The sequence below is a fragment of the Rhodobacter sp. P2_H5 genome, assembly GCF_056403335.1.
Genome location: NZ_JBFUFS010000031.1, coordinates 1 through 19,368, shown reverse-complemented (window position 1 = coordinate 19,368; position 19,368 = coordinate 1). Strand labels below are relative to the sequence as shown.

General features: G+C 67.4%; 18 protein-coding genes and 1 pseudogene. 14 read left to right on the top strand and 5 right to left on the bottom strand.

Annotated features, from left to right (window positions below):
* Window positions 1–20: 20 nt before the first annotated feature.
* Entirely contained in the window at window positions 21–881 is an 861-nt protein-coding gene (gene miaA / locus AC1DVR_RS22425; protein ID WP_478002847.1) for a tRNA (adenosine(37)-N6)-dimethylallyltransferase MiaA, read from the bottom strand.
* 126 nt (window positions 882–1,007) lie between these two features.
* On the opposite strand from miaA, the gene pyrH reads away from it, so the two are divergent.
* Entirely contained in the window at window positions 1,008–1,736 is a 729-nt protein-coding gene (gene pyrH, locus AC1DVR_RS22420) for a UMP kinase (protein ID WP_478002846.1), read from the top strand.
* Window positions 1,737–1,759: 23 nt separating this feature from the next.
* On the opposite strand, the gene AC1DVR_RS22415 is transcribed toward pyrH, so the two are convergent.
* On the bottom strand, window positions 1,760–2,083 hold the full coding sequence (locus tag AC1DVR_RS22415) for a hypothetical protein (protein ID WP_478002845.1): 324 nt from the start codon (window positions 2,081–2,083) through the stop codon (window positions 1,760–1,762).
* 673 nt (window positions 2,084–2,756) lie between these two features.
* On the opposite strand from AC1DVR_RS22415, the gene frr reads away from it, so the two are divergent.
* From frr to lpxB, 11 genes are all read left to right on the top strand, one after another.
* A complete protein-coding gene (gene frr, locus AC1DVR_RS22410) occupies window positions 2,757–3,323 on the top strand; it encodes a ribosome recycling factor (protein WP_478002844.1) in 567 nt (188 codons plus the stop codon).
* A gap of 142 nt (window positions 3,324–3,465) precedes the next feature.
* Window positions 3,466–4,143, top strand: a complete 678-nt coding sequence (gene uppS, locus AC1DVR_RS22405; protein WP_478002863.1) for a polyprenyl diphosphate synthase — start codon at window positions 3,466–3,468, stop codon at window positions 4,141–4,143.
* Entirely contained in the window at window positions 4,140–4,994 is an 855-nt protein-coding gene (locus AC1DVR_RS22400) for a phosphatidate cytidylyltransferase (protein WP_478002843.1), read from the top strand. Before uppS ends, AC1DVR_RS22400 begins: the two co-directional genes overlap by 4 nt.
* Window positions 4,991–6,187, top strand: a complete 1,197-nt coding sequence (dxr, locus tag AC1DVR_RS22395) for a 1-deoxy-D-xylulose-5-phosphate reductoisomerase (RefSeq protein ID WP_478002842.1) — start codon at window positions 4,991–4,993, stop codon at window positions 6,185–6,187. The genes AC1DVR_RS22400 and dxr overlap by 4 nt, the downstream gene beginning before the upstream one ends.
* Window positions 6,188–6,199: 12 nt before the next feature.
* Window positions 6,200–7,540: an RIP metalloprotease RseP gene (rseP, locus tag AC1DVR_RS22390; protein ID WP_478002841.1), complete on the top strand. Its 1,341-nt coding sequence runs from the start codon at window positions 6,200–6,202 to the stop codon at window positions 7,538–7,540.
* 211 nt (window positions 7,541–7,751) lie between these two features.
* A complete protein-coding gene (gene bamA / locus AC1DVR_RS22385) occupies window positions 7,752–10,196 on the top strand; it encodes an outer membrane protein assembly factor BamA (RefSeq protein WP_478002840.1) in 2,445 nt (814 codons plus the stop codon).
* Window positions 10,196–10,972 (top strand): OmpH/Skp family outer membrane protein, encoded by a 777-nt coding sequence (locus AC1DVR_RS22380; protein ID WP_478002839.1) that lies wholly within the window; start codon window positions 10,196–10,198, stop codon window positions 10,970–10,972. The genes bamA and AC1DVR_RS22380 overlap by 1 nt, the downstream gene beginning before the upstream one ends.
* Window positions 10,973–11,080: 108 nt before the next feature.
* A complete protein-coding gene (gene fabZ / locus AC1DVR_RS22375) occupies window positions 11,081–11,548 on the top strand; it encodes a 3-hydroxyacyl-ACP dehydratase FabZ (RefSeq protein ID WP_478002838.1) in 468 nt (155 codons plus the stop codon).
* Window positions 11,549–11,552: 4 nt separating this feature from the next.
* The gene (gene lpxA, locus AC1DVR_RS22370) at window positions 11,553–12,341 is read left to right on the top strand and encodes an acyl-ACP--UDP-N-acetylglucosamine O-acyltransferase (protein WP_478002837.1); all 789 of its coding nucleotides are present in this window, start codon (window positions 11,553–11,555) and stop codon (window positions 12,339–12,341) included.
* Window positions 12,338–13,144: an LpxI family protein gene (locus AC1DVR_RS22365; protein ID WP_478002836.1), complete on the top strand. Its 807-nt coding sequence runs from the start codon at window positions 12,338–12,340 to the stop codon at window positions 13,142–13,144. Before lpxA ends, AC1DVR_RS22365 begins: the two co-directional genes overlap by 4 nt.
* Window positions 13,141–14,265, top strand: a complete 1,125-nt coding sequence (lpxB, locus tag AC1DVR_RS22360; RefSeq protein WP_478002862.1) for a lipid-A-disaccharide synthase — start codon at window positions 13,141–13,143, stop codon at window positions 14,263–14,265. The genes AC1DVR_RS22365 and lpxB overlap by 4 nt, the downstream gene beginning before the upstream one ends.
* Before the next feature lie 101 nt (window positions 14,266–14,366).
* On the opposite strand, the gene AC1DVR_RS22355 is transcribed toward lpxB, so the two are convergent.
* Window positions 14,367–15,425 (bottom strand): Hint domain-containing protein, encoded by a 1,059-nt coding sequence (locus AC1DVR_RS22355; RefSeq protein WP_478002835.1) that lies wholly within the window; start codon window positions 15,423–15,425, stop codon window positions 14,367–14,369.
* Window positions 15,426–15,552: 127 nt separating this feature from the next.
* On the opposite strand from AC1DVR_RS22355, the gene AC1DVR_RS22350 reads away from it, so the two are divergent.
* Window positions 15,553–16,335 carry an SDR family oxidoreductase gene (locus tag AC1DVR_RS22350; RefSeq protein WP_478002834.1) on the top strand — a complete coding sequence of 261 codons (783 nt, stop codon included), beginning with the start codon at window positions 15,553–15,555 and terminating at the stop codon, window positions 16,333–16,335.
* A gap of 343 nt (window positions 16,336–16,678) precedes the next feature.
* On the opposite strand, the gene trpD is transcribed toward AC1DVR_RS22350, so the two are convergent.
* On the bottom strand, window positions 16,679–17,695 hold the full coding sequence (gene trpD, locus AC1DVR_RS22345) for an anthranilate phosphoribosyltransferase (RefSeq protein ID WP_478002833.1): 1,017 nt from the start codon (window positions 17,693–17,695) through the stop codon (window positions 16,679–16,681).
* Window positions 17,692–18,279, bottom strand: coding sequence for an anthranilate synthase component II (locus AC1DVR_RS22340; protein WP_478002832.1), 588 nt, complete (start codon window positions 18,277–18,279; stop codon window positions 17,692–17,694). The genes trpD and AC1DVR_RS22340 overlap by 4 nt, the downstream gene beginning before the upstream one ends.
* A 655-nt stretch (window positions 18,280–18,934) precedes the next feature.
* Between AC1DVR_RS22340 and AC1DVR_RS22335 the strand changes: the two are divergent.
* A pseudogene (locus AC1DVR_RS22335) lies at window positions 18,935–19,368 on the top strand (hypothetical protein); the annotation flags it as partial.

The window sequence follows — 19,368 nt, the reverse complement described above, 5'->3', positions numbered from 1 at the left end:
GGCGGAATGCCACACCCGGCTCAGCCCGGCACCACCTCGTGCCAGTTTGCCATGCGGCTGCGGAACCAGCTGCGCTGGCGTTTGGCATATTGCCGGCTGGCGAGGATGGCGGCGAGGCGCGCCTCCTCCAGCGTCAGCTGGCCTTGCAGATGGGCCACAAGCTCGGGCGCGCCGATCGCCCGCGCCCAGGGGCGGGCGGGTTGCCAATGGGGCAGGGCGGCGCGGGCCTCCTCCAAGGCGCCGTCTTCCAACATCACGGAAAACCGCGCCGCGATCCGGGCGTCGAGCCAGGGCACCGTAGGGCGCATCACGATGGCCTCGACGCCTGAAAGCGGCAGCAGCGGCGCCGCCCCCGCCGCCTGCCATTCGGCCAGCCCGCGCCCCGTGGCGCGCAAGACCTCCCAGGCGCGCTGCACCCGGGCCGGGTTGCGCAGATCGGTGCGCGCGGCAGTGGCGGGGTCGAGGGCGTCCCGCATCGCATCGACCTGCCCCGACAGCCGCAAGCCATCCGCCTCGGCCCGCACCGCAGCCGGGATCTGCGGCACATCGGCCAGCCCCTCGGTCAGCGCGCTGAAATAAAGCCCGGTGCCCCCGACGATCACCACGGGCCCCTGCAGCAGTGCTGCGACCTCGCGCAGCCAGATCCCGACCGAGTAATCCTGATCGCGCCCGACATGGCCATAAAGCGCATGCGGTAGCGCCGCCTCCTCGGCCACCGAGGGTCGCGCCGTCAGAACCCGCCAGCACGCATAGACCTGCAAGGCATCGGCATTGACGATCACCCGCCCGTCGCGCGCCGCAAGCTCCATCGCCAGCGCCGACTTGCCACTGGCCGTCGGCCCCGCGATCAAGACCGGCCTTTCGCGGGAAATCTCTTTCATTTTGGTCTAAATATCCCGGGGGGCCGGGGGCTGGCCCCCGGCTCCCCCTTTCCACAGGTTGAACCTTTCGCCGTTTTGCCGCATTTTGCTGCCCAAGCCAACCACGGCACGATGACAGGAACAGCCATGACCGAAACCGACCACAAGATCACCTATTCCCGCGTCATGCTGAAAATCTCCGGTGAGGCGCTGATGGGCGATCTCGGCTTCGGCCTGCACCCGCCGACCGTGCAGCGCATCGCCGAAGAGGTGAAATCGGTGCATGACCTCGGCGTCGAGATCTGCATGGTGATCGGTGGCGGCAATATTTTCCGCGGGTTGCAAGGCTCGGCCCAAGGGATGGAGCGCACGACGGCGGACTACATGGGCATGCTCGCCACCGTGATGAACGCGCTTGCGATGCAGGCGGCGCTCGAATCGCTCGGCGTCTTCACCCGCGTCATCTCGGCCATCCCGATGGACCAGGTCTGCGAGCCCTATATCCGGCGCCGCGCCGTCCGCCACCTCGAAAAGCAGCGCGTCTGCATCTTTGCCGCCGGCACCGGCAACCCCTATTTCACCACCGACACGGCCGCGACCCTGCGCGCAAACGAGATGGCCTGCCAGGCGATCTTCAAGGGCACCAAGGTCGATGGCGTCTATGACAAGGACCCCAAGAAACACGCCGATGCCAAGCGCTACGAGACGGTGACCTATGACGAGGTCCTGCAACAGCACCTCGGCGTGATGGACGCCTCGGCGATCGCTTTGGCACGCGACAACGACCTGCCGATCATCGTCTTCTCGCTGGACGAGCCGGGCGGCTTCAAGGGCATCCTCTCCGGTCAGGGCACCTATACGCGGGTGCATGGCTAAGGCGCCCCGACGCGGCCCTGCGGTCAGTACAGATCGAAATTTGCCGCCAGCAGGCTGTTGACGCCGGTGAGGGTCGCAATCGAAATGGCGGCCTGCGTGCCGGTCCCATCCGGGTCCCAGGACAGCACATGGGTCGCCGGATTGAAGAGGAAGGTGTCCACTGCCGCCGTGGCCACCGTTCCGTTGACAAGGTGCAGCGTCGTGTCGCCGACCCATTCCGTGAGGTTGAAGCGCAGCTTGTCCTGCTCTGCGCCGGCGCCAGCGTGGAAATCCTGGATCAGATCCTTGCCGCCGATTTCTTTCAGGTGGCTCCAGAAAAACGTGTCGTGCCCGCCGCCGCCCTTCATGGTGTCGTCGCCCTTGAAATTGCGGAAGATATTGTCGTCGGTCGAGCCGATGAGCAGGTCGTTCTGGTTTGTCGCGAAGATGCCCTCGATCGAAATGGCATTTTCCGTATTGCCGAAGCATCATAGGAAAAGCCTGTCCCGCTCGCCGTGACCGAATAGCCGGCGAAATTGGTCCCGTCCTGAAAGGTGTAGGAAAACTTGGTGGCGGAGTGCGCCCCGATCGTCACGCCGTCGGCGGCTGAAAACAGGTCGATCGGAACAGGATACAGATTGGAGAAATAATCGGAAAGCATAACAACTGCCATATCGGTCCCCCATGCAGGCGCTGTGTTGCACTGAACTGGATTTGCCCGTCGTGCGGAATTCCCCGCCGGGCGCAGCCGAAGGTATCCCGGAACCTCGAGGTCCTGCGCATGCAATTCGGTATATTCCCGCTGCTTCGTCTGGTTTTGACGTTTTATTCACGTTGATCGTGCAGGAGCGCATTCGGCGGAAAGGGCGATGGCCGCAGGAACAGCGGTTCCTGCAATGCGGCGGGCCCGGCGGCTGCGATGGGCGGCCTTGGCCGGCCCCGGCGCGATCCGCACCCGCAACTAGGCCCCTGTACGCCCCCGCTTGCTTGCTGTTATAGAGCCTCAAGACCCCGTAAGCGGGCAATTGCGATGAGGATCCGATGGCGCAAGACGATCTTGAAATTGATACCGACGGCCTGCAGCGCCGCATGGACGGGGCGCTCAACGCGCTCAAGAACGAATTCGCCTCGCTGCGCACCGGGCGCGCCTCGGCCAATATGCTCGACCCGATCCAGGTCGATGCCTATGGCCAGATGACGCCGATCAACCAGCTGGGTACGATCAACGTGCCCGAGCCGCGCATGGTCGTGATCAACGTCTGGGACAAGGGCATGATCAACAAGGTCGAAAAGGCGATCCGCGAAAGCGGGCTCGGCATCAACCCGATTTCGGACGGGCCGCTGATCCGCCTGCCGATCCCCGAGCTGAACGAACAGCGCCGCAAGGAACTGACCAAGGTCGCCGCCCAATATGCCGAAAGCGCCAAGGTCGCGATCCGCAACGTGCGCCGCGACGGCATGGACCAGATCAAGAAGGCCAAGACCGCCGGCATGGGCGAGGATGACCAGAAAATGTGGTCCGAAGAAGTGCAGGAGATGACCGACAAGGCGATCCTGCAGGTCGACCGCTCGCTTGAAGCCAAACAGCACGAGATCATGCAGGTCTAGGCGTTTGGCACTGGGCAGATCAGCGAAGGTGGGGAGGCATCCGGTGGGCGCAGGCGACAAAGGCAAGGCAGCAGAGCCGCGCGCATCCCGGACCGGATCGGGCGGCGCCCCGGCACCGGTTGCCGAACATGTCGCCATCATCATGGATGGCAACGGCCGCTGGGCCACCCAGAAGGGCTGGCCGCGTCTGGTGGGTCACAGGAAGGGCGCCGAGCGCGTCAAGGAAATCGTCCGCTGCGCCCCCGATCTCGGGATCAAGTGGCTGACGATCTACGCCTTTTCCACCGAGAACTGGAAACGTTCGACCGAAGAGGTCCTCGGCCTCATGTCGATCTTTGCCCGCTATATCGAGCGCGAGGCCGACCGGCTGGCCGCCGAGAGCGTGCGGATGCGCTTCATCGGCGACCGCTCGCGGCTCGACCCGCGGCTGCAGCGCCTGATGGCGGGGATCGAGGAGCGCACCGCGCCCTATTCGCGCCTGAACCTGACCGTCGCCATCAACTACGGCGGGCGCGACGAGCTGACCCGCGCCATCCGCGCCATCACCGTCGATGTGGCCGAGGGGCGGATCGCCCCGCAGGATGTCGACGACAAATTGATCTCGGCGCGGCTTGATACCGCGCAACTGCCCGACCCGGATCTGGTGATCCGCACCTCGGGCGAGACGCGGACCTCGAACTTCCTGCCCTGGCAGGCGGCCTATGCCGAATATGAATTCACCCAGACCCTCTGGCCCGATTTCACCCCGGCCGAGCTGGCGCAGATCGTCGCCCGCTTTGGCGACCGCGACCGGCGTTTCGGAGGGGTGGTGCGGGCATGAAGACGGAGCCGCCCGCCAGCAACCGCTCCCCCGAGGGCGCGCGCTCCGGACTGGGGGCCGGGCGTTGGGGCGATCTGGGCATCAGGGTGGTGTCAGGTCTGATTCTGGCGGGGCTGGGCGCCTTGTCGGTGCAGGTGGGCGGGGCTTTCTTCCTCGCCATGACCGTGCTGATCTTTGCCGTGATGGGCTGGGAGCTGGCGGCTTTGACCGATCACCCGGTGGGGGAGCCTGGCGGCAACCCGGCGCAGCGTCTGGCGGTGGGAGTTCTGGCGGGGCTGGGGCTGGCGCTGGCGCAATGGGGCGGGATCTTTTGCGCCGGTCTGTTGCTGGCGCCCCTAGCGCTGGTGCTGACGCCGCGCCGCGACAAGGCGTTGCTTGCGGCCTATGCGCTGGTCATGCTCTTGGCCGCCACGGTCTTTGTGGCGCTGGATCTGCGCGGCGGCATCATCGTGGTCTGGCTGGTCTGCGTCGTGGTGGCTTCCGATGTCTTTGGCTATTTCGCGGGCCGCCTGATCGGCGGGCCGAAGTTCTGGCCGGCGATCAGCCCGAAGAAGACCTGGGCCGGCACCATCGCGGGCTGGATCGGGGCGGCGCTGCTCGGCGCGGGATTTGCGCTGTGGCAAGGTCACGGCTGGGCTTTGGTGCTGATTTCGCCCCTCGTGGCCTTTGCCGGCCAGATGGGCGACATCGTGGAAAGCCTGATCAAGCGCCGCGCCGGGGTCAAGGACGCCTCCTGCCTGATCCCGGGGCACGGTGGCGTGCTTGACCGGTTCGATGCGCTGATCGGCGCGATGCTGGCGGTGGGGTTCCTTGAGTTCTTCGTGCGCCTGCCCCTCGGGCTGGCCGGGTGAGCGTTTCTGTGACCAGACGGCGGATTTCCATTCTCGGGGCCACGGGCTCCATCGGGGAAAGCACCTATGACCTGCTGACCCAGGCCGGGGCCGAGGCTTTCGAGGTCGTGGCCCTGACCGGCGGGCGCAATGTGGCGCGACTGGCCGAGATGGCCCGCGCCCTGCGGGCCGAGGTGGCGGTGGTGGCCGAGGAGGCGCTGTTGCCCGCGTTGCGCGACGCCTTGGCGGGCAGCGGGGTCGCGGCTGCGGCAGGGGCCGGGGCGATTGCCGAGGCTGCGGCGCGGCCCTCCGATTGGGTGATGTCGGCCATCGTGGGCGCCGCTGGCCTTGCGCCGGGGATTGCGGCGCTGGGGACCGGGGCAACGCTGGCGCTGGCCAACAAGGAAAGCCTTGTCACCGCCGGCCCGTTGATGCTGGCCACCGCCGCCGCGCATGGCGGGCGCATCCTGCCGGTCGACAGCGAGCATTCGGCGATCTTTCAGGCGCTGGCGGGCGAGGATATGGCCGCGGTCGAGCGGATCATTCTGACCGCCTCGGGCGGGGCCTTGCGCGACTGGCCGATGGAGCGCCTGCGCAACGCCAGCCTGCAGGACACGCTGGCGCATCCGAACTGGGTGATGGGGCAGCGCATCACCATCGACAGCGCCTCGATGTTTAACAAGGCCCTGGAAGTCATTGAAGCGCGGGAATTTTTCGGTGTCCGCCCCGACCAGATCGAGGTGGTGATCCACCCCGAATCCATCATCCATTCGGCGGTGGGCTATTGCGACGGTGCGGTCATGGCGCATCTGGGCGCGCCCGACATGCGCCATGCGATCGGCTATGCGCTGAACTGGCCGCGCCGCAGCCCCCTGCCGGTGGCGCGGCTGGATTTTGCGGCCCTTGGCCAGCTGACCTTCCGCGCCCCCGACCTCGCCCGCTACCCGGCCTTGCGGCTGGCGCAGGAGGTGATGGCTGCGGGCGGGCTGGCGGGCTGCGTTTTCAATGCGGCCAAGGAAGTGGCGCTCGACCAGTTCATCGCCGGGCAGATCGGCTTTCTGGACATGTCGCGCCTTGTCGAGGCCACGCTTACGCGGGTTTCAGCCGAAAGCGGCCTGTCGCGGCCCGCAACGCGCCTTGACGAAGTGCTGGCGATGGACCAACTCGCAAGACGTGCCGCGCGCGACCTCGCGCCCCGGCACGCAAGGACATAGGGGCAGGTCACTTTGAATCTCGCGGAACTCGTCTCGAATCTCGGGGGCACGGCCTGGACGCTGGTGTCCTTCCTGATTGCCATTGCCGTCATCGTCACCGTGCATGAATACGGCCATTACATCATCGGCCGTCTGACCGGCATCAAGGCCGAGGTCTTCTCGCTCGGCTTCGGCAAGCCCCTGTGGTCGCGGGTCGACAAGCATGGCACGCGCTGGCAGATCGCGGCCTTGCCGCTTGGCGGTTATGTGAAGTTTCTGGGCGACAGCGACGCTTCCTCGCGCCCCGATCAGGGGTTGATGCAGGACCTGAGCCCCGAGGAAAAGCGCCACACGATGCATGGTGCGCCCTTGTGGGCGCGGTCGGCCACCGTGGTGGCGGGGCCCCTGGCGAATTTCATCCTGGCCTTCGTGATCTTTGCCGGCGTGATCCTGTGGCGTGGCGTGGCGGTGGATCAGCCGCTGATCGGCGCGTTGAAAGAGGTGCCCTTTGCGGGCGCGAGCCTGCAGACCGGCGATCTGGTCACCGCGATCAACGGCCAGCCGACGCCTGACCTCGGCACCTTCTTCACCGTGGCCGACACTTTGAGCGATGCCGCCAGCGTGACCTATCAGGTCACCCGCTCCGGTCAAAGCCTGACCATCGAGGGTCCGAACCCGCTGCCGCCGATTGCCGAATCCGTCCAGCCGCAGAGTGCGGCGCTGGATGCGGGCATCCAGCCCGGCGACGTGATCATCAAGGCCGCAGGTCAGGACATCGCAAGCTTCAGCCAGCTGCCCAAGATCGTCGAGGCCACCTCTGGCAAGCCCATCGCCCTGACGCTGTGGCGCGCGGGCAAGACCTTTGACGTCTCGCTGTCGCCGCGCCGCCGCGATCTGCCGGCGCCGGATGGCGGGTTTGAAACCCGCTGGCTGATCGGCGTGTCGGGCGGGGTGCTGTTTGACCCGGTGACGCGCCAGCCCGGCCTCGGCGAGGCGGCCTCGATCGCCTGGACCCAGGGCTGGTACATGGCCAAGACCACGCTGTCGGGCCTTGGCGCCATTGTCGCGGGCAAGATCAGCAGCTGCAATGTCTCGAGCCCGATTGGCATGGCCAAGGTGGTGGGGGCTGCGGCGCGGTCGGGGCTGGAAAGCTTCCTTCAGACTCTGGCGCTGGTCAGCCTGTCGATCGGGCTGCTCAACCTCTTCCCGATTCCCGTCCTCGACGGCGGTCACCTCGTGTTTCACATCTACGAAGCCGCCACCGGCCATCCGCCGAGCGAGCGGGTCTTGCAGGTGCTGATGACCCTGGGTCTAGGGCTTCTGGCGGCGGTGATGGTCTTCGCGGTTTCCAACGATCTGTTCCGCTGCGGCTGACTTTGGCTTGCAGCGCGCGCCGACACAACTTATCCACAGGAAACGGGTGAAAGCCGCCGAGCGCCGCCACCAGTTGTGACGGGCGCTTTTGACAAGGGCCGGACAAGAAGCTAGTCAGGTTCTATTGGCGGAATGGATTTGGCCGGCCAAGGCCGGTGTTTGACGTGGGGCGCAAGACGTGAGCAAGAAAAGCATGGGCAAAGGCGCTGGGATGTCGCGCAAGGGAATGCGTCTGGGCGCGGGGGGACTGGTGCTGGCCGCTGGCGTCTCGCTGACCGGGGCAGGGCTCTTCGCGCCGCATATCCTGTTCGCCCAGACGGCCGACGGCACCTCGCCGGATGCTTTCTCGCTCGGGATCACCGAAGCGCCGCCCGAAAAGCGCGTGGCGCCGGTGCCGCAAGGCTTCGTGGTCAACGCGGTCACGGTGCAAGGCAATACCCATGTCGATACGGGCACCGTGCTGAGCTACCTCGCCCTGTCCAAGGGCCAGCGCGCCACGGCGGCGGATCTGAACGACGCCTATCAGCGGCTGTTCCGCTCGGGCCTGTTCGCCCGGGTCGAGATGGTGCCCAAGGGCTTCACCCTGCTGGTCAAGGTTGTCGAGAATCCGACCATCGGCACGGTGGATTTCCAGGGCAATGCCAGGATCAAGGACGAGGTTCTGACCTCGGCCATCAAATCCAAGTCGCATGGCGTCTATTCCCCCGCCCAGGCCGAGGCCGATGCGGCGATGATCACGGATATCTACCGGATCCAGGGCCGTATGGCGGCCACGATCACCCCGCGCATCATCCGCCGCGCCGACAACCGGGTCGACCTGGTGTTCGAGATCGCCGAAGGCAAGGTGGCGGAAATCGCCCGCCTCAGCTTTGTCGGCAACAAGGCCTTTTCGGATTACCGTCTGCGCCAGGTTCTGGAAAGCAAACAGGCGGGTATCCTGCACCTGCTGATCCAGAAGGACACCTACAACTCCGACCGGCTGGAGGTCGACAAGAAGCTTCTGTCCGACTTCTACCTGTCGCGCGGTTTCCTTGATTTCAAGATCCTCGATGCGGGGGCCACCTATGCCCGCGACCGCAACGCGACCTTCCTGACCTTCACCATCTCGGAAGGCCAAAGCTTCAAGATCGGCAATGTCACGACGATTTCGGAAGTGCCCGGCGTCGATGCCGCAGCCTTCGACCAGCAGCGCCGGTTGCGGCCGGGCGTGACCTACAGCCCGACCGTCATTCAAAGCAACGTCGACATCATGGAATCGCTGGCGCTGAAGAAGGGCCTGAACTTCGTGACCGTCGAGCCGCGGCTGAAGCGCAACGACCGCGACGGCACGGTGGACGTGACCTTCGCCATCGTCAAAGGCCAGCGCGAATTCGTCGAGCGCATCGACATCGAGGGCAACACGACGACGCTGGATTCGGTGGTGCGCCGCCAGTTCCGCACCGTCGAGGGCGACCCGATGAACGCGCATGAGATCGCCCAGGCCGCCGAGCGCATCCGCGCGCTTGGCTTCTTCTCGGACGTCTCGGTCACCCAGGAACCCGGCAGCGCGCCGGATGAGGGCGTCGTCAAGGTCGCCGTCACCGAACAGCCGACCGGCTCGATCACCCTTGGCGCCAGCTACGGCGTTCAGGCCGGGTTCGGCATTGCCGTCGGCTTCTCGGAATCGAACTTCCTGGGCCGCGGGCAGGGGCTGACGGTCAATGTGCAGACCGGCGTCGACAACGTCGACAGCCAGATCTCGTTCAGCGAACCGGCCTTCATGGGCCGCGACCTGTTGTTCGCGACTTCGGCGATCTACAGCACGACCGATCACCAGAACAACGCCCACTACGACACCAAGACCATGAGCATCTCGCCCAGCCTGACCTTCCCCTTGGGAGAGATTGGCAAGCTGCAGGTGAACTATGCGCTTGGCCGCAAGACCCTGTCGAATGTCGATCTGCCGATGGCCGATGATCCGGCGACGTCCGAGGATGAATTCTCGGCCGGTTCCTCCACCATTCTGCAGCGCGAGGAGGGCGGCGATACCTTCTCGTCCTTGGGCTACACCTACACCTGGGATGACCGCAATTCGGCCCTGCACCCGAGCAATGGCACGCTGTTGCAGTTCGGGCAGGATTTCGCGGGTCTGGGTGGGACGGCGAAATACATCAACACCTCGGTCCGCGCGGTGAAGGAAACCAAGGTGGCCCATGATGCGGTGACCTTGCGCGCCTCCTTCGAAGGCGGGGCGATCACCTCTTATGGCGGCTACACGACGCGGGCGACCGACCGGTTCTTCGGCACCGACAAGATTCGCGGCTTCGAGGCGAACGGCCTCGGTCCGCGCGACCTGACGGCGGGCAACCAGGACGCTCTGGGCGGCAACTTCTATGCCGTGGCCCACCTGGAAAGCGAGTTCCCCCTCGGTCTGCCGGATGAATACAACATGTCGGGCGGCACCTTCCTCGATGTCGGTTCGGTCTGGGGTCTGAAGGACACCGCGGGCACCGCCGGTCCGGTGGACGATTCGATGCATATGCGCGCGGTTCTGGGTCTGTCGCTGTTCTGGAAGACCCCGATCGGCCCGCTGCGCTTCGACTTCACCCATGCGTTGAAGAAGGAAAGCTACGACAAGGAGCAGACCTTCAACTTCAACATCTCGACCAAGTTCTGATGCAGGGCGGCTCCGGCCAGCGGATGCCTTTCGGGGCCGCTCTGATCATGGTTGGTGGCGGCTTGCGCCGCTTGGGGATGGTTCTGGCCTGCGGCGCAGCTTTGGCGGCGCAGGTGCTGCCCGCGATGGCGCAGTCTCTCGGCGCCACGCCGCAGATCCTGACGCTGGATCAGGACCGGCTTTACGCGGATTCGCTCTTCGGCAAGGCGATGGAGGCGCGGGCCATGGCCGAAGGCCGGATTCTGGCCGCCGAGAACCGCCAGATCGAGGCGGATCTTGCCGCCGAAGAAGCCGACCTGACCAAAAAGCGCGCCACGATGCCCGCCGCCGACTTTCAGGCCTTGGCCGACGCCTTTGATGCCAAAGTCGAAAAGCTGCGGGCTGATCAGGCCGCCAAGGCCGATGCCCTCAAGGCCGCAAGGGATGCCGGCCGCAAGACCTTCTTTCAGGCTGCCGTGCCGGTTCTGGGCGACCTCATGCACGAGATCGGCGCGTTGGCCATCCTCAACCATGAGGCGGTGGTCCTGTCCTTCGATTCGATCGACGTGACCGACCGCGCGATCAAGGCGCTGGACGAGAAGCTCGGCGATGGCAGCAGCGTACCGCAGGGACCGCGGCTTCCTGCGCCCGGGCCGATCGCGCCGGTTCAGCCTGCTCCTGTTCAGCCTGCTCCCGTGCCACCCGACCCCACCCAGCCCGCTCAGCAAGACGGCGCGGCCACCGTACCCCCGCAAACGCCGCCCGCAGCGGCTCCCGCCGCGCCTGCCACGCCCTGACGCTGCGAAGCCGGTTCATCTGACCCTGCCGGCCTGCTTGTCCCCGTGCGCCCAAGTTGCTAGTCAGGGTCAAAGCCGCCCGTCTGAGGGGTGCTACAGGGGGACGACATGACCGACATCACCAAAACCGTGCAAGACGCCGATCTTGCCCTGATCAAGCGGATCATCCCGCACCGTTACCCCTTTCTGCTGATCGACAAGGTGCGCGACATCGTCATCAACGAAAGCTGCATCGGCGTGAAATGCGTCACCAACACCGAGCCGCATTTTCAGGGCCATTTCCCGGACATGCCGATCATGCCGGGGGTGATGATCATCGAGGCGATGGCGCAGACTTCGGGCGTGCTGGTCGGCCTGTCGATGGATCTGGTCGACAAGAATGCCAAGGTCTTCTTCATGGGCGTCGATGCGGTGAAATTCCGCCGCAAGGTCATTCCCGGCGACGTGCTGGAACTGCATGTGAAGGCGCTGCGCGGCGGCGGCAAGGTCTGGAAGTTCGAAGGCCGGGCAACCGTGGACGGCGAGCTGGCCACCGAGGCCACCTTCACCGCCATGTTCGACCTGCCCAAGGCCTGAGCGCATGAGCGCGCCCCTCATCCATCCCTCCTCGATCGTCGATCCCGCAGCCGTGCTGGGCGAGGGGGTCCGTATCGGCCCCTTCTGCGTGGTAGGCCCCGAGGTCACCCTGGGCGATGGGGTCGAGATCAAGTCCCACGCGGTGGTGACCGGCTGGACCTCGGTCGGGGCCGAGACGGTGATCTTCCCGCATGCCACCGTGGGCGAAGTGCCGCAGGATCTGAAGTTCAAGGGCGAGCGGACCCGGCTCATCGTCGGCGCCCGCTGCCGGATTCGCGAAAGCGTGACCTTGAACACCGGCACGGCGGGCGGCGGCGGGGTGACCACGGTCGGCGACGATTGTCTTCTGATGACCGGCGTCCACATCGGCCATGACGCCCATCTGGGCAACCGGATCGTGCTGGCCAATTGCGTGGCCATCGCCGGACATTGCCAGATCGGCGATGACGTCATCGTGGGCGGGCTTTCGGGCATCCACCAATGGGTCCGCATCGGCCATGGTGCCATCATCGGCGCCGTCACGATGGTGACCAATGACGTGATCCCCTATGGCCTCGTCCAGGGCCCGCGCGGCGAGCTGGACGGGCTGAACCTTGTGGGCCTCAAGCGCCGCGGCATGGACCGGGCCGAGATCACGGCGTTGCGCCACGCCTATGAGGAGCTGGCCCGCGGTGAGGGCACCTTCCACGAGCGCGCCGAACGCCTGGCCGCGACAAGCTCCGCCGCTTCGGTGCGCGAGATGGTGGGGTTCATCCTCGCCGCCTCGGACCGTTCTTTCCTGACGCCGAAATGAGCCGGCTCGCGCTGATCGCCGGAACGGGCGCCTTGCCGGCGGTGCTGGTCGCAGCACAAGAGGCGGCGGTGGGGCGGCCCTATGTCTGCGTGCTCGATGGCTTTGTGCCCGAAGGCGTCGCGGTGGATCTGACCTTCCGGCTGGAACGTCTGGTGCCCTTCCTGCGCCATCTGGGCAGCGAGGGCATCACCCATGTCGCCTTTGCCGGCGGCGTCAGCCGGCCGCGTCTGGACCCTTCCTTGTTCGACGCTGCCACCGCCCAACTGGTGCCGCAACTGATGGCGGCCTTCGCCGGTGGGGATGATGCCACGCTGCGCGCCATTCTGGGTCTGTTCGAGGAGGAGGGCTTTACCGTCGTCGGCGTCGAGGACCTCGCTCCCGAGCTTCTGCCCGCGGCCGGCGTTCTGGCCGGTGAGGTCTCGCCCCAGGCCGAATCCGATGCGGCCCGCGCTGCGGCGATTGTGCAGGCGCTCGGCGCGGTGGATGTCGGGCAGGGCGCGGTGGTGGCGGGCGGGCTTTGCCTTGCGGTCGAGGCTTTGCCGGGCACCGATCTGATGCTGGCCCAGATCGCCGCCTTGCCCGAGGCTTTGCGCCCGAACCGGCGCGGGGTCTTTTACAAGGCGGCCAAGCCCGGCCAGGACCGCCGCGTGGATCTGCCCACGCTTGGCCCCGCCACCCTGCGGGCGGTGGCGGCTGCCGGCCTCTCCGGTCTCGCCTTTCAGGCCGGTTCGGTGATCTGCCTCGATCTGCCGCAGATGCGGGCGATTGCGGCTGAGACAGGTCTTTTCCTGTGGGCGCGCTGAAGCTTTTCCTGATCGCGGGCGAGCCTTCGGGCGACAAGCTGGGCGCGGCCCTGATGGCGGGGCTGAAGGCGCTGGCGCCGGAGGTCAGCTTCCATGGCATCGGCGGCCCCCTGATGCAGGCGCAGGGCCTGACCTCGCTCTTCCCGATGGAGGAGCTGTCGGTGATGGGCATCGCCGAGGTGCTGCCGAAATACCGCCTGCTCAAGCGCCGGATCCGCGAGGCCGCCGCCGCCGCACTGGCCCTCGAACCCGCCGCGCTGATCACCATCGACAGCCCGGATTTCTGCCTGCGGGTCGCGGGCCTGGTCAAGGCCGCGCGCCCCGATCAGCGCACCATCCACTATGTCGCGCCCTCGGTCTGGGCATGGCGCCCGGGGCGGGCTGCGAAAATGGCGCGGGTCATCGACCATGTGCTGGCCCTGCTGCCCTTCGAGCCGCCCTATATGACGGCGGCGGGGATGAGTTGCGATTTCGTGGGCCATCCGGTGGTGGCCGACCCCCTCGCTTCACCGCAGGAGCGCGCCCTCCTCTCGGACAGCCCGCGCCCCCTGATCCTCTGCCTCCCCGGTTCGCGCCGAAGCGAGATCACCCGCCTCGCGCCCACCTTCGGCCAAAGCCTGGGCCTGCTGCAGGCGCGCCACCCCGGTCTCAGCGTCGCCCTGCCGACGCTGGCGCATCTGGCGCCCATGGTGCGCGATCTCACCAAAGACTGGCCGGTGCAACCCCGCCTGATCCTCGACGCGGGCGAAAAGCGCGCCGCCTTCGCCGAGGCGGACATCGCGCTGGCGGCTTCGGGCACGGTCTCGCTGGAACTCGCCGCCAATGCGACGCCGATGGTGATCGCCTATGACATGCATCCGCTCAGCTGGTGGCTGATGAAACGTGCGGCGCTGATCGACACGGTGACCCTGGTCAACCTCGTCTCGGAAACCCGCCACATCCCCGAATTCCTCGGCCCCGCCTGCCGCCCCCCGGCGATCGCCGGTGCGATGGAGCAGGTGCTGGCCGACAGCACTGCCCAGAAAGCCGCGATGGAGACCACGATGCTCCGCCTCGGCCGTGGTGCGGAAAACCCCGGCCTGCGCGCCGCCCGTTCGGTCCTCGCGCATCTGAAGCCCTGACTTCGCGCCTTTTTCCCTTTCATTGGTCCATAAATATCCCACAGGGGGTGCGGGGGGTGTGAAACCCCCCGCTTCCTCGGCCCGCGGCAAGCGCAAACCTGTCAGCCCCGGCGCCCGCTGATCAGCTGCGCCGCGCCGATTTCGGCCAGGAATTCCCGGCTCGCCTCGGTGCCGAAGTGCGGCACCTGGGCCAGGCCGGGGAAATGCGCCTTCACGTCGGCGGCGATCTCGGGCGGCAGGCGGTTGACGGTCGCGTCATTGACCATCAGGCTTTCGGAGGGCACGCCCTCGGCATAGATGATTTCGTGGCGGTCGAAGACCAGGCTGAAATAGTCGACGAAGCCGCCCTCGCGCAGATAGACCGCCTCGCCGTCGACCATGTCGCGCGCCTGCACCAGAAGCTCGGACGTGGCCATCCCCGGCAGCCGGTGGCGTTGATACAGGAAGACCCGGTGGTGTTGGCTCAGGATCAGATCGCCGGCATTGCCGATGGTGCCGGCGGTGATCACCACCGGGGCGAAGCTGCCCACGGCGCGCAGGCGGGCGTGGCCGATCCAGCGCACGGTCTGGCGGCCGTGGTCGCGGGTCAGCACCTCGACCCCGGGCACCAGCGCCTCGATGGCGCGCTGGCTGCCGTCGGTCATCGTGATCATGGTGCCGCGCGCGAAGGACAGGCACAGAAGATCGGCGAGATACAGGCCCTCGGGCGCGGGTTCGACGGAAAGGAGCGTGTAATCCACCCCGGCGCCCAGCGGCGACAGGGGCAGGGCGAGGCCGGTGCCATCCTCCAGCCGCAGGAACAACAGATCAACCCGGTCGCCATCCGGCGCCATCATCGCATAGCGCGCCTCGAGCCGGATCAACGTGCCGGGCGCGCCGACCTCGGAGCCTGCGGCCACGGCCTGGGTGGTGGCCGTGGGCTGGCGCAGCACCAGGCGCAGCGGGCGGGCGCTGGCGGTCAGCCGGTAGATGTCGCCGGCGCAGACTTCTTCGGGACCGGCCAGCCCGTCGCCCTGGTTGGCGCCCTGCACGGCAAAGATCTCTTCGGCGGCGAAGACCTGGCAGGCATGGCCGGGTACGGCGCTGCCGGCGGGCCCGGAGACTGAGGGCCCGGGGTCGGGTGGCTTGGAGCCGGGTGGCTTGGAGGCGGGGGGTAACATGACGGCTCCTCATACCGGAAACTCCCGCAGGCGGGAGATTTACGGGCTAGCAATCGCCGCACGAAACGTCAACAAAGGGTCAGGTTTGCGGCGGGTCCGCGGCATTTGCGAAACGATGGAGGCGAAGATGGATCTGGGGATCAAGGGCAAGCGGGCATTGGTGACGGCGGGGTCCAAGGGGCTCGGGCGCGGTTGCGCCGAGGCTTTGGCCGCGGCCGGTGTCGATCTGGTGATCAACGCGCGCGGGGCCGAGGCATTGGAGGCCACGGCGGCCGATCTGCGCGGCTATGGCGTGTCGGTCACCACCGTTGCGGCGGATGTGACATCGGAGGCGGGGCTTGCGGCGGTACTGGCGGCGGTCGGGCCGCAGGGCGTCGATATCCTGGTGACCAATGCCGGCGGCCCGCCGCCCGGATCGTGGGAAAACTGGACCCGGGCCGATTACTTGAAAGCGATCGAGGCCAACATGCTGACGCCGATCTCGCTGATGACGGCGCTGATGCCGGCGATGATGGCAAAGGGTTGGGGACGGGTGGTCAATATCACCAGCCAGTCGGTCAAGGCGCCGATCGCCTCGCTGGGCCTGTCGAACGCGGCACGGACCGGGCTGACCGGCTTTGTCGCCGGCACCGCGCGTCAGGTGGCGCCGCAGGGTATCACGATCAACAATCTCTTGCCCGGCATCCACGACACCGACCGCGCCACGGCGCTGGATGGCGGCGTGGTCAAGGCGCAGGGCATCTCGATGGAGGAGGCCCGCAACGCGCGCATGGCCACGATCCCGGCCCGCCGTTACGGCACCGCCGCCGAGTTTGGTGCGGCCTGTGCGTTCCTCTGCAGCCAGCACGCGGGCTTCATTGTGGGGCAGAACATCCTGCTCGACGGCGGGGCGACCAATTCGACGCTGTGACGCCGCTCTGACCCAAAGGCGCGCCTGCGGCGCAGGTCTGGTCCTCGCCTCTGGCCTGCGGCCAACCGGCTCAGGTCAAGGGCCTCCGGCGGGAGTATTTGGGCAAAGCGCAAAGGTGAGGGTGTCGGGGGCCGGGTCCGGGCAGGAAGCCGCCAAGGGCTGGCGGGGCGACAAATGCGAGGCTGAGACGCCGCTCGGACCCAAAGGCGGGCCTGCGGTGCAGGTCTGGGCCTCGCCTCTGGCCTGCGGCCAACCGGCTTGAGGGCAGGGGCCTCCGGCGGGAGTATTGGGGCAAAGCGCAAGGGGCCTCGGAAGGGTTTGACCTTCCGGGGCTGTCTTGAGGTCAGGTGAGGGGGGAGATGCGGCGCAGGGCGTCGATCCGGGCCTGGGCGGCGCCGGAATCGATCGAGGCGCGGGCGCGTTCGGCGCCCTCTTTCAGGGTGGCGGCTTTGCCGGCGACGAGGAGGGCTGCGGCGGAATTCAGCAGGACCGCGTCGCGGTAGGCGCCTTCTGCGCCGCCGAGGAGGGCGCGGAAGGCCACGGCGTTTTCGGACGGGGTGCCGCCGAGGATCGCCTCGAAAGGGTGGACGGGGAGGCCGGCATCCTCGGGGTGGACGGTGAATTCGGTGATCTCGCCCTCTGCCAGGGCTGCGACATCGGTGGGGCCGGCGATCGAGATCTCATCCGTGCCATCGCTGCCATGGACGAGCCAGGCGGCCTCGGACCCGAGTTTGCGCAGGGTTTCGGCCATCGGGCGGATCAGGGCGGTCGAGAAGGTGCCGGTCAGTTGGCGCTTGACCCCGGCGGGGTTGGTCAGGGGCCCGAGGATGTTGAAGATCGTCCGCGTGCCCAGTTCGGCGCGCACCGGGCCGACATGCCGCATCGCGGGGTGGTGCATGGGGGCCATCATGAAGCCGATCCCGGCCTCGGCTAGGCAGCGTTCGACGATCTCGGGGCCGACCATGACGTTGAGGCCCATCTCGGTCAGGGCATCGGCGGCGCCGGATTTCGACGAGAGGTTGCGGTTGCCGTGTTTGGCGACAGTGACCCCGGCGCCGGCCACGACAAAGGCCGTCGCGGTCGAGATGTTGAGCGTGCCCTTGCCGTCGCCGCCGGTGCCGACGATGTCCATCGCACCTTCGGGCGCGCGCACCGCGTGGCATTTCGAGCGCATGACGCTGGCTGCGGCGGCAAATTCATCCACCGTCTCGCCGCGCGTCCGCAGCGCCATCAGGAAGCCGCCCATCTGGGCCGGGGTCGCCGCCCCTTCGAAGAGCGCGCCGAAGGCCACCTCGGCCTCGGCCCTTGTCAGGGGGCGGGTGGCGGCCAGGCCGATCAGCGGTTTGAGCGCGTCACTCATGCCGGCACCGCGACCCGGGCACGTTCCAGGAAGTTCTGCAGCAGTTTGTGGCCATGTTCGGAGGCGATGCTTTCGGGGTGGAACTGCACGCCCTCGATCGGCTTGGTTCTGTGGCGCAGGCCCATGATCGTGCCGTCTTCCAGCCAGGCGGTGACCTCGAGGCTGTCGGGCAGGCTTTCGCGTTCGACCACCAGCGAGTGGTAGCGGGTGGCGAGGAAGGGCGAGGGCAGGCCGGCGAAGATGCCCTGGCCTTCGTGGATCATCCGGCCCATCTTGCCATGCACGATCTCGTGGCAGCGCACAACCTTGCCGCCGAAGGCCTGGCCGATGGTCTGGTGGCCAAGGCAGACGCCGAGAAGCGGCGTGCCGGTTTCGGCGGCGGCAAGCGTCAGCGGCAGGCAGATCCCGGCCTGATCAGGGTCGCAGGGGCCGGGCGACAGGACGATCGCCTCGGGGCGCAACGCCATGGCGCCCTGCACATCCAGCGCGTCATTGCGCAGGACTTTGACATCCGCCCCCAACTCGCCCAGATAATGGACGAGGTTATAGGTGAAGCTGTCGTAGTTATCGATCAGAAGCAGCATCCTGCGCGCCTTTGCCATTGGGGGGTGAACCCCGCGTGAGACAGTTGTATACAGGTACAGGATGGTCCGGGGGCGTCAAGGGATACCGGTAACCGGAACCGACGCTCCTGGGGCCCAGAGGCCGAGGCAGGCAAGGGAGCAAAGAGTGGCGCGGAGTTTTGCGAGCGGTCTCGTTTGGGGCATTGTGACGGTTGGGGCGGGTTTTGTCGTGATCTCGCAAGTGGCACCGCCGCCGCATGGCCCGGAGGCCCGGACAGAATCGCAAGCCGCGGCGCCGCAGACCGGGACTGTCCCCGTTTCGCCCGGAGTGGTGACGTCTGAGAGTGCACCTTCCGGGGCCAAGCCGCCCGAGTCGACGCCTTCGGAGGCGGCGCCATCTGCGACACTGCCGGCTGAGAGCATGCCCTCCGGGTCCACGCTGCCGGAGTCCTCGTCTTCTCAGGCCGCCTTGCCCGAGGCTGATGCGTCAGCGGGCGCGGGTGGGCAGCCGGAAGGTGCGCCCTCTGAACCGGAGCCGTCCGCGGCCGCGCCCTCTGCCGCAAGCCCGGCGCCGGCTCTTGTGGCCCCTGAGCCGGATGCCACTGCCGCCGTCGCGCCTGAAGCGGCGCCGGGGACCGCACCGGGCGAAGCCGTCGCCGCACCTGAGGGCGCAGCTTTGCCCGACACTCCGGCGCCCTCGGCCGATGCTGGGGTCGGGGCGCAGGCCTTGCCGCCGCTGCCCGAAACTCCGGCGGCGGTGGAGGCTCCTCCGGCCCTGTCGTCGCTGGATGATGCCCTGACGGCGCCTGTGGCCGAGCCGCCGCTGGTCAACCCGCCGCTGTCTGAGCCTTCGGGGATGAAGGACGCGCTTTTGCAGCCCTCGCAAGGGGCGGGACTGACCGAGCCGCAGCGCCTGCCGCAGATCGCGCCTCCGCTGTCTCCGGGGGACGATGCTCCGGCTGCGCCGGCTGCTTTGCCGTCCCCTGCGGATTTGCCCGCGCCGGGGGCGCTGCCCGGCCCCGCGCCCTCGCCCGAGACGGCGGCCCTGCCGGCGCCCCTCGCCACGCCGGCGCCCGCGGGTCTGCCGGCGCCGGTGGCGGAGCCCGGTGC

Coding starts and splice junctions, on each gene's coding strand:
- miaA (WP_478002847.1), bottom strand. CDS start 881: ATGAAAGAGATTTCCCGCGAAAGGCCGGTCTTGATCGCGGGGCCGACG.
- bamA (WP_478002840.1), top strand. CDS start 7,752: ATGTCGCGCAAGGGAATGCGTCTGGGCGCGGGGGGACTGGTGCTGGCC.
- fabZ (WP_478002838.1), top strand. CDS start 11,081: ATGACCGACATCACCAAAACCGTGCAAGACGCCGATCTTGCCCTGATC.
- pyrH (WP_478002846.1), top strand. CDS start 1,008: ATGACCGAAACCGACCACAAGATCACCTATTCCCGCGTCATGCTGAAA.
- AC1DVR_RS22355 (WP_478002835.1), bottom strand. CDS start 15,425: ATGTTACCCCCCGCCTCCAAGCCACCCGGCTCCAAGCCACCCGACCCC.
- lpxA (WP_478002837.1), top strand. CDS start 11,553: ATGAGCGCGCCCCTCATCCATCCCTCCTCGATCGTCGATCCCGCAGCC.
- AC1DVR_RS22340 (WP_478002832.1), bottom strand. CDS start 18,279: ATGCTGCTTCTGATCGATAACTACGACAGCTTCACCTATAACCTCGTC.
- AC1DVR_RS22380 (WP_478002839.1), top strand. CDS start 10,196: ATGCAGGGCGGCTCCGGCCAGCGGATGCCTTTCGGGGCCGCTCTGATC.
- frr (WP_478002844.1), top strand. CDS start 2,757: ATGGCGCAAGACGATCTTGAAATTGATACCGACGGCCTGCAGCGCCGC.
- uppS (WP_478002863.1), top strand. CDS start 3,466: ATGGATGGCAACGGCCGCTGGGCCACCCAGAAGGGCTGGCCGCGTCTG.
- AC1DVR_RS22350 (WP_478002834.1), top strand. CDS start 15,553: ATGGATCTGGGGATCAAGGGCAAGCGGGCATTGGTGACGGCGGGGTCC.
- AC1DVR_RS22365 (WP_478002836.1), top strand. CDS start 12,338: ATGAGCCGGCTCGCGCTGATCGCCGGAACGGGCGCCTTGCCGGCGGTG.
- AC1DVR_RS22400 (WP_478002843.1), top strand. CDS start 4,140: ATGAAGACGGAGCCGCCCGCCAGCAACCGCTCCCCCGAGGGCGCGCGC.
- AC1DVR_RS22415 (WP_478002845.1), bottom strand. CDS start 2,083: ATGAAGGGCGGCGGCGGGCACGACACGTTTTTCTGGAGCCACCTGAAA.
- trpD (WP_478002833.1), bottom strand. CDS start 17,695: ATGAGTGACGCGCTCAAACCGCTGATCGGCCTGGCCGCCACCCGCCCC.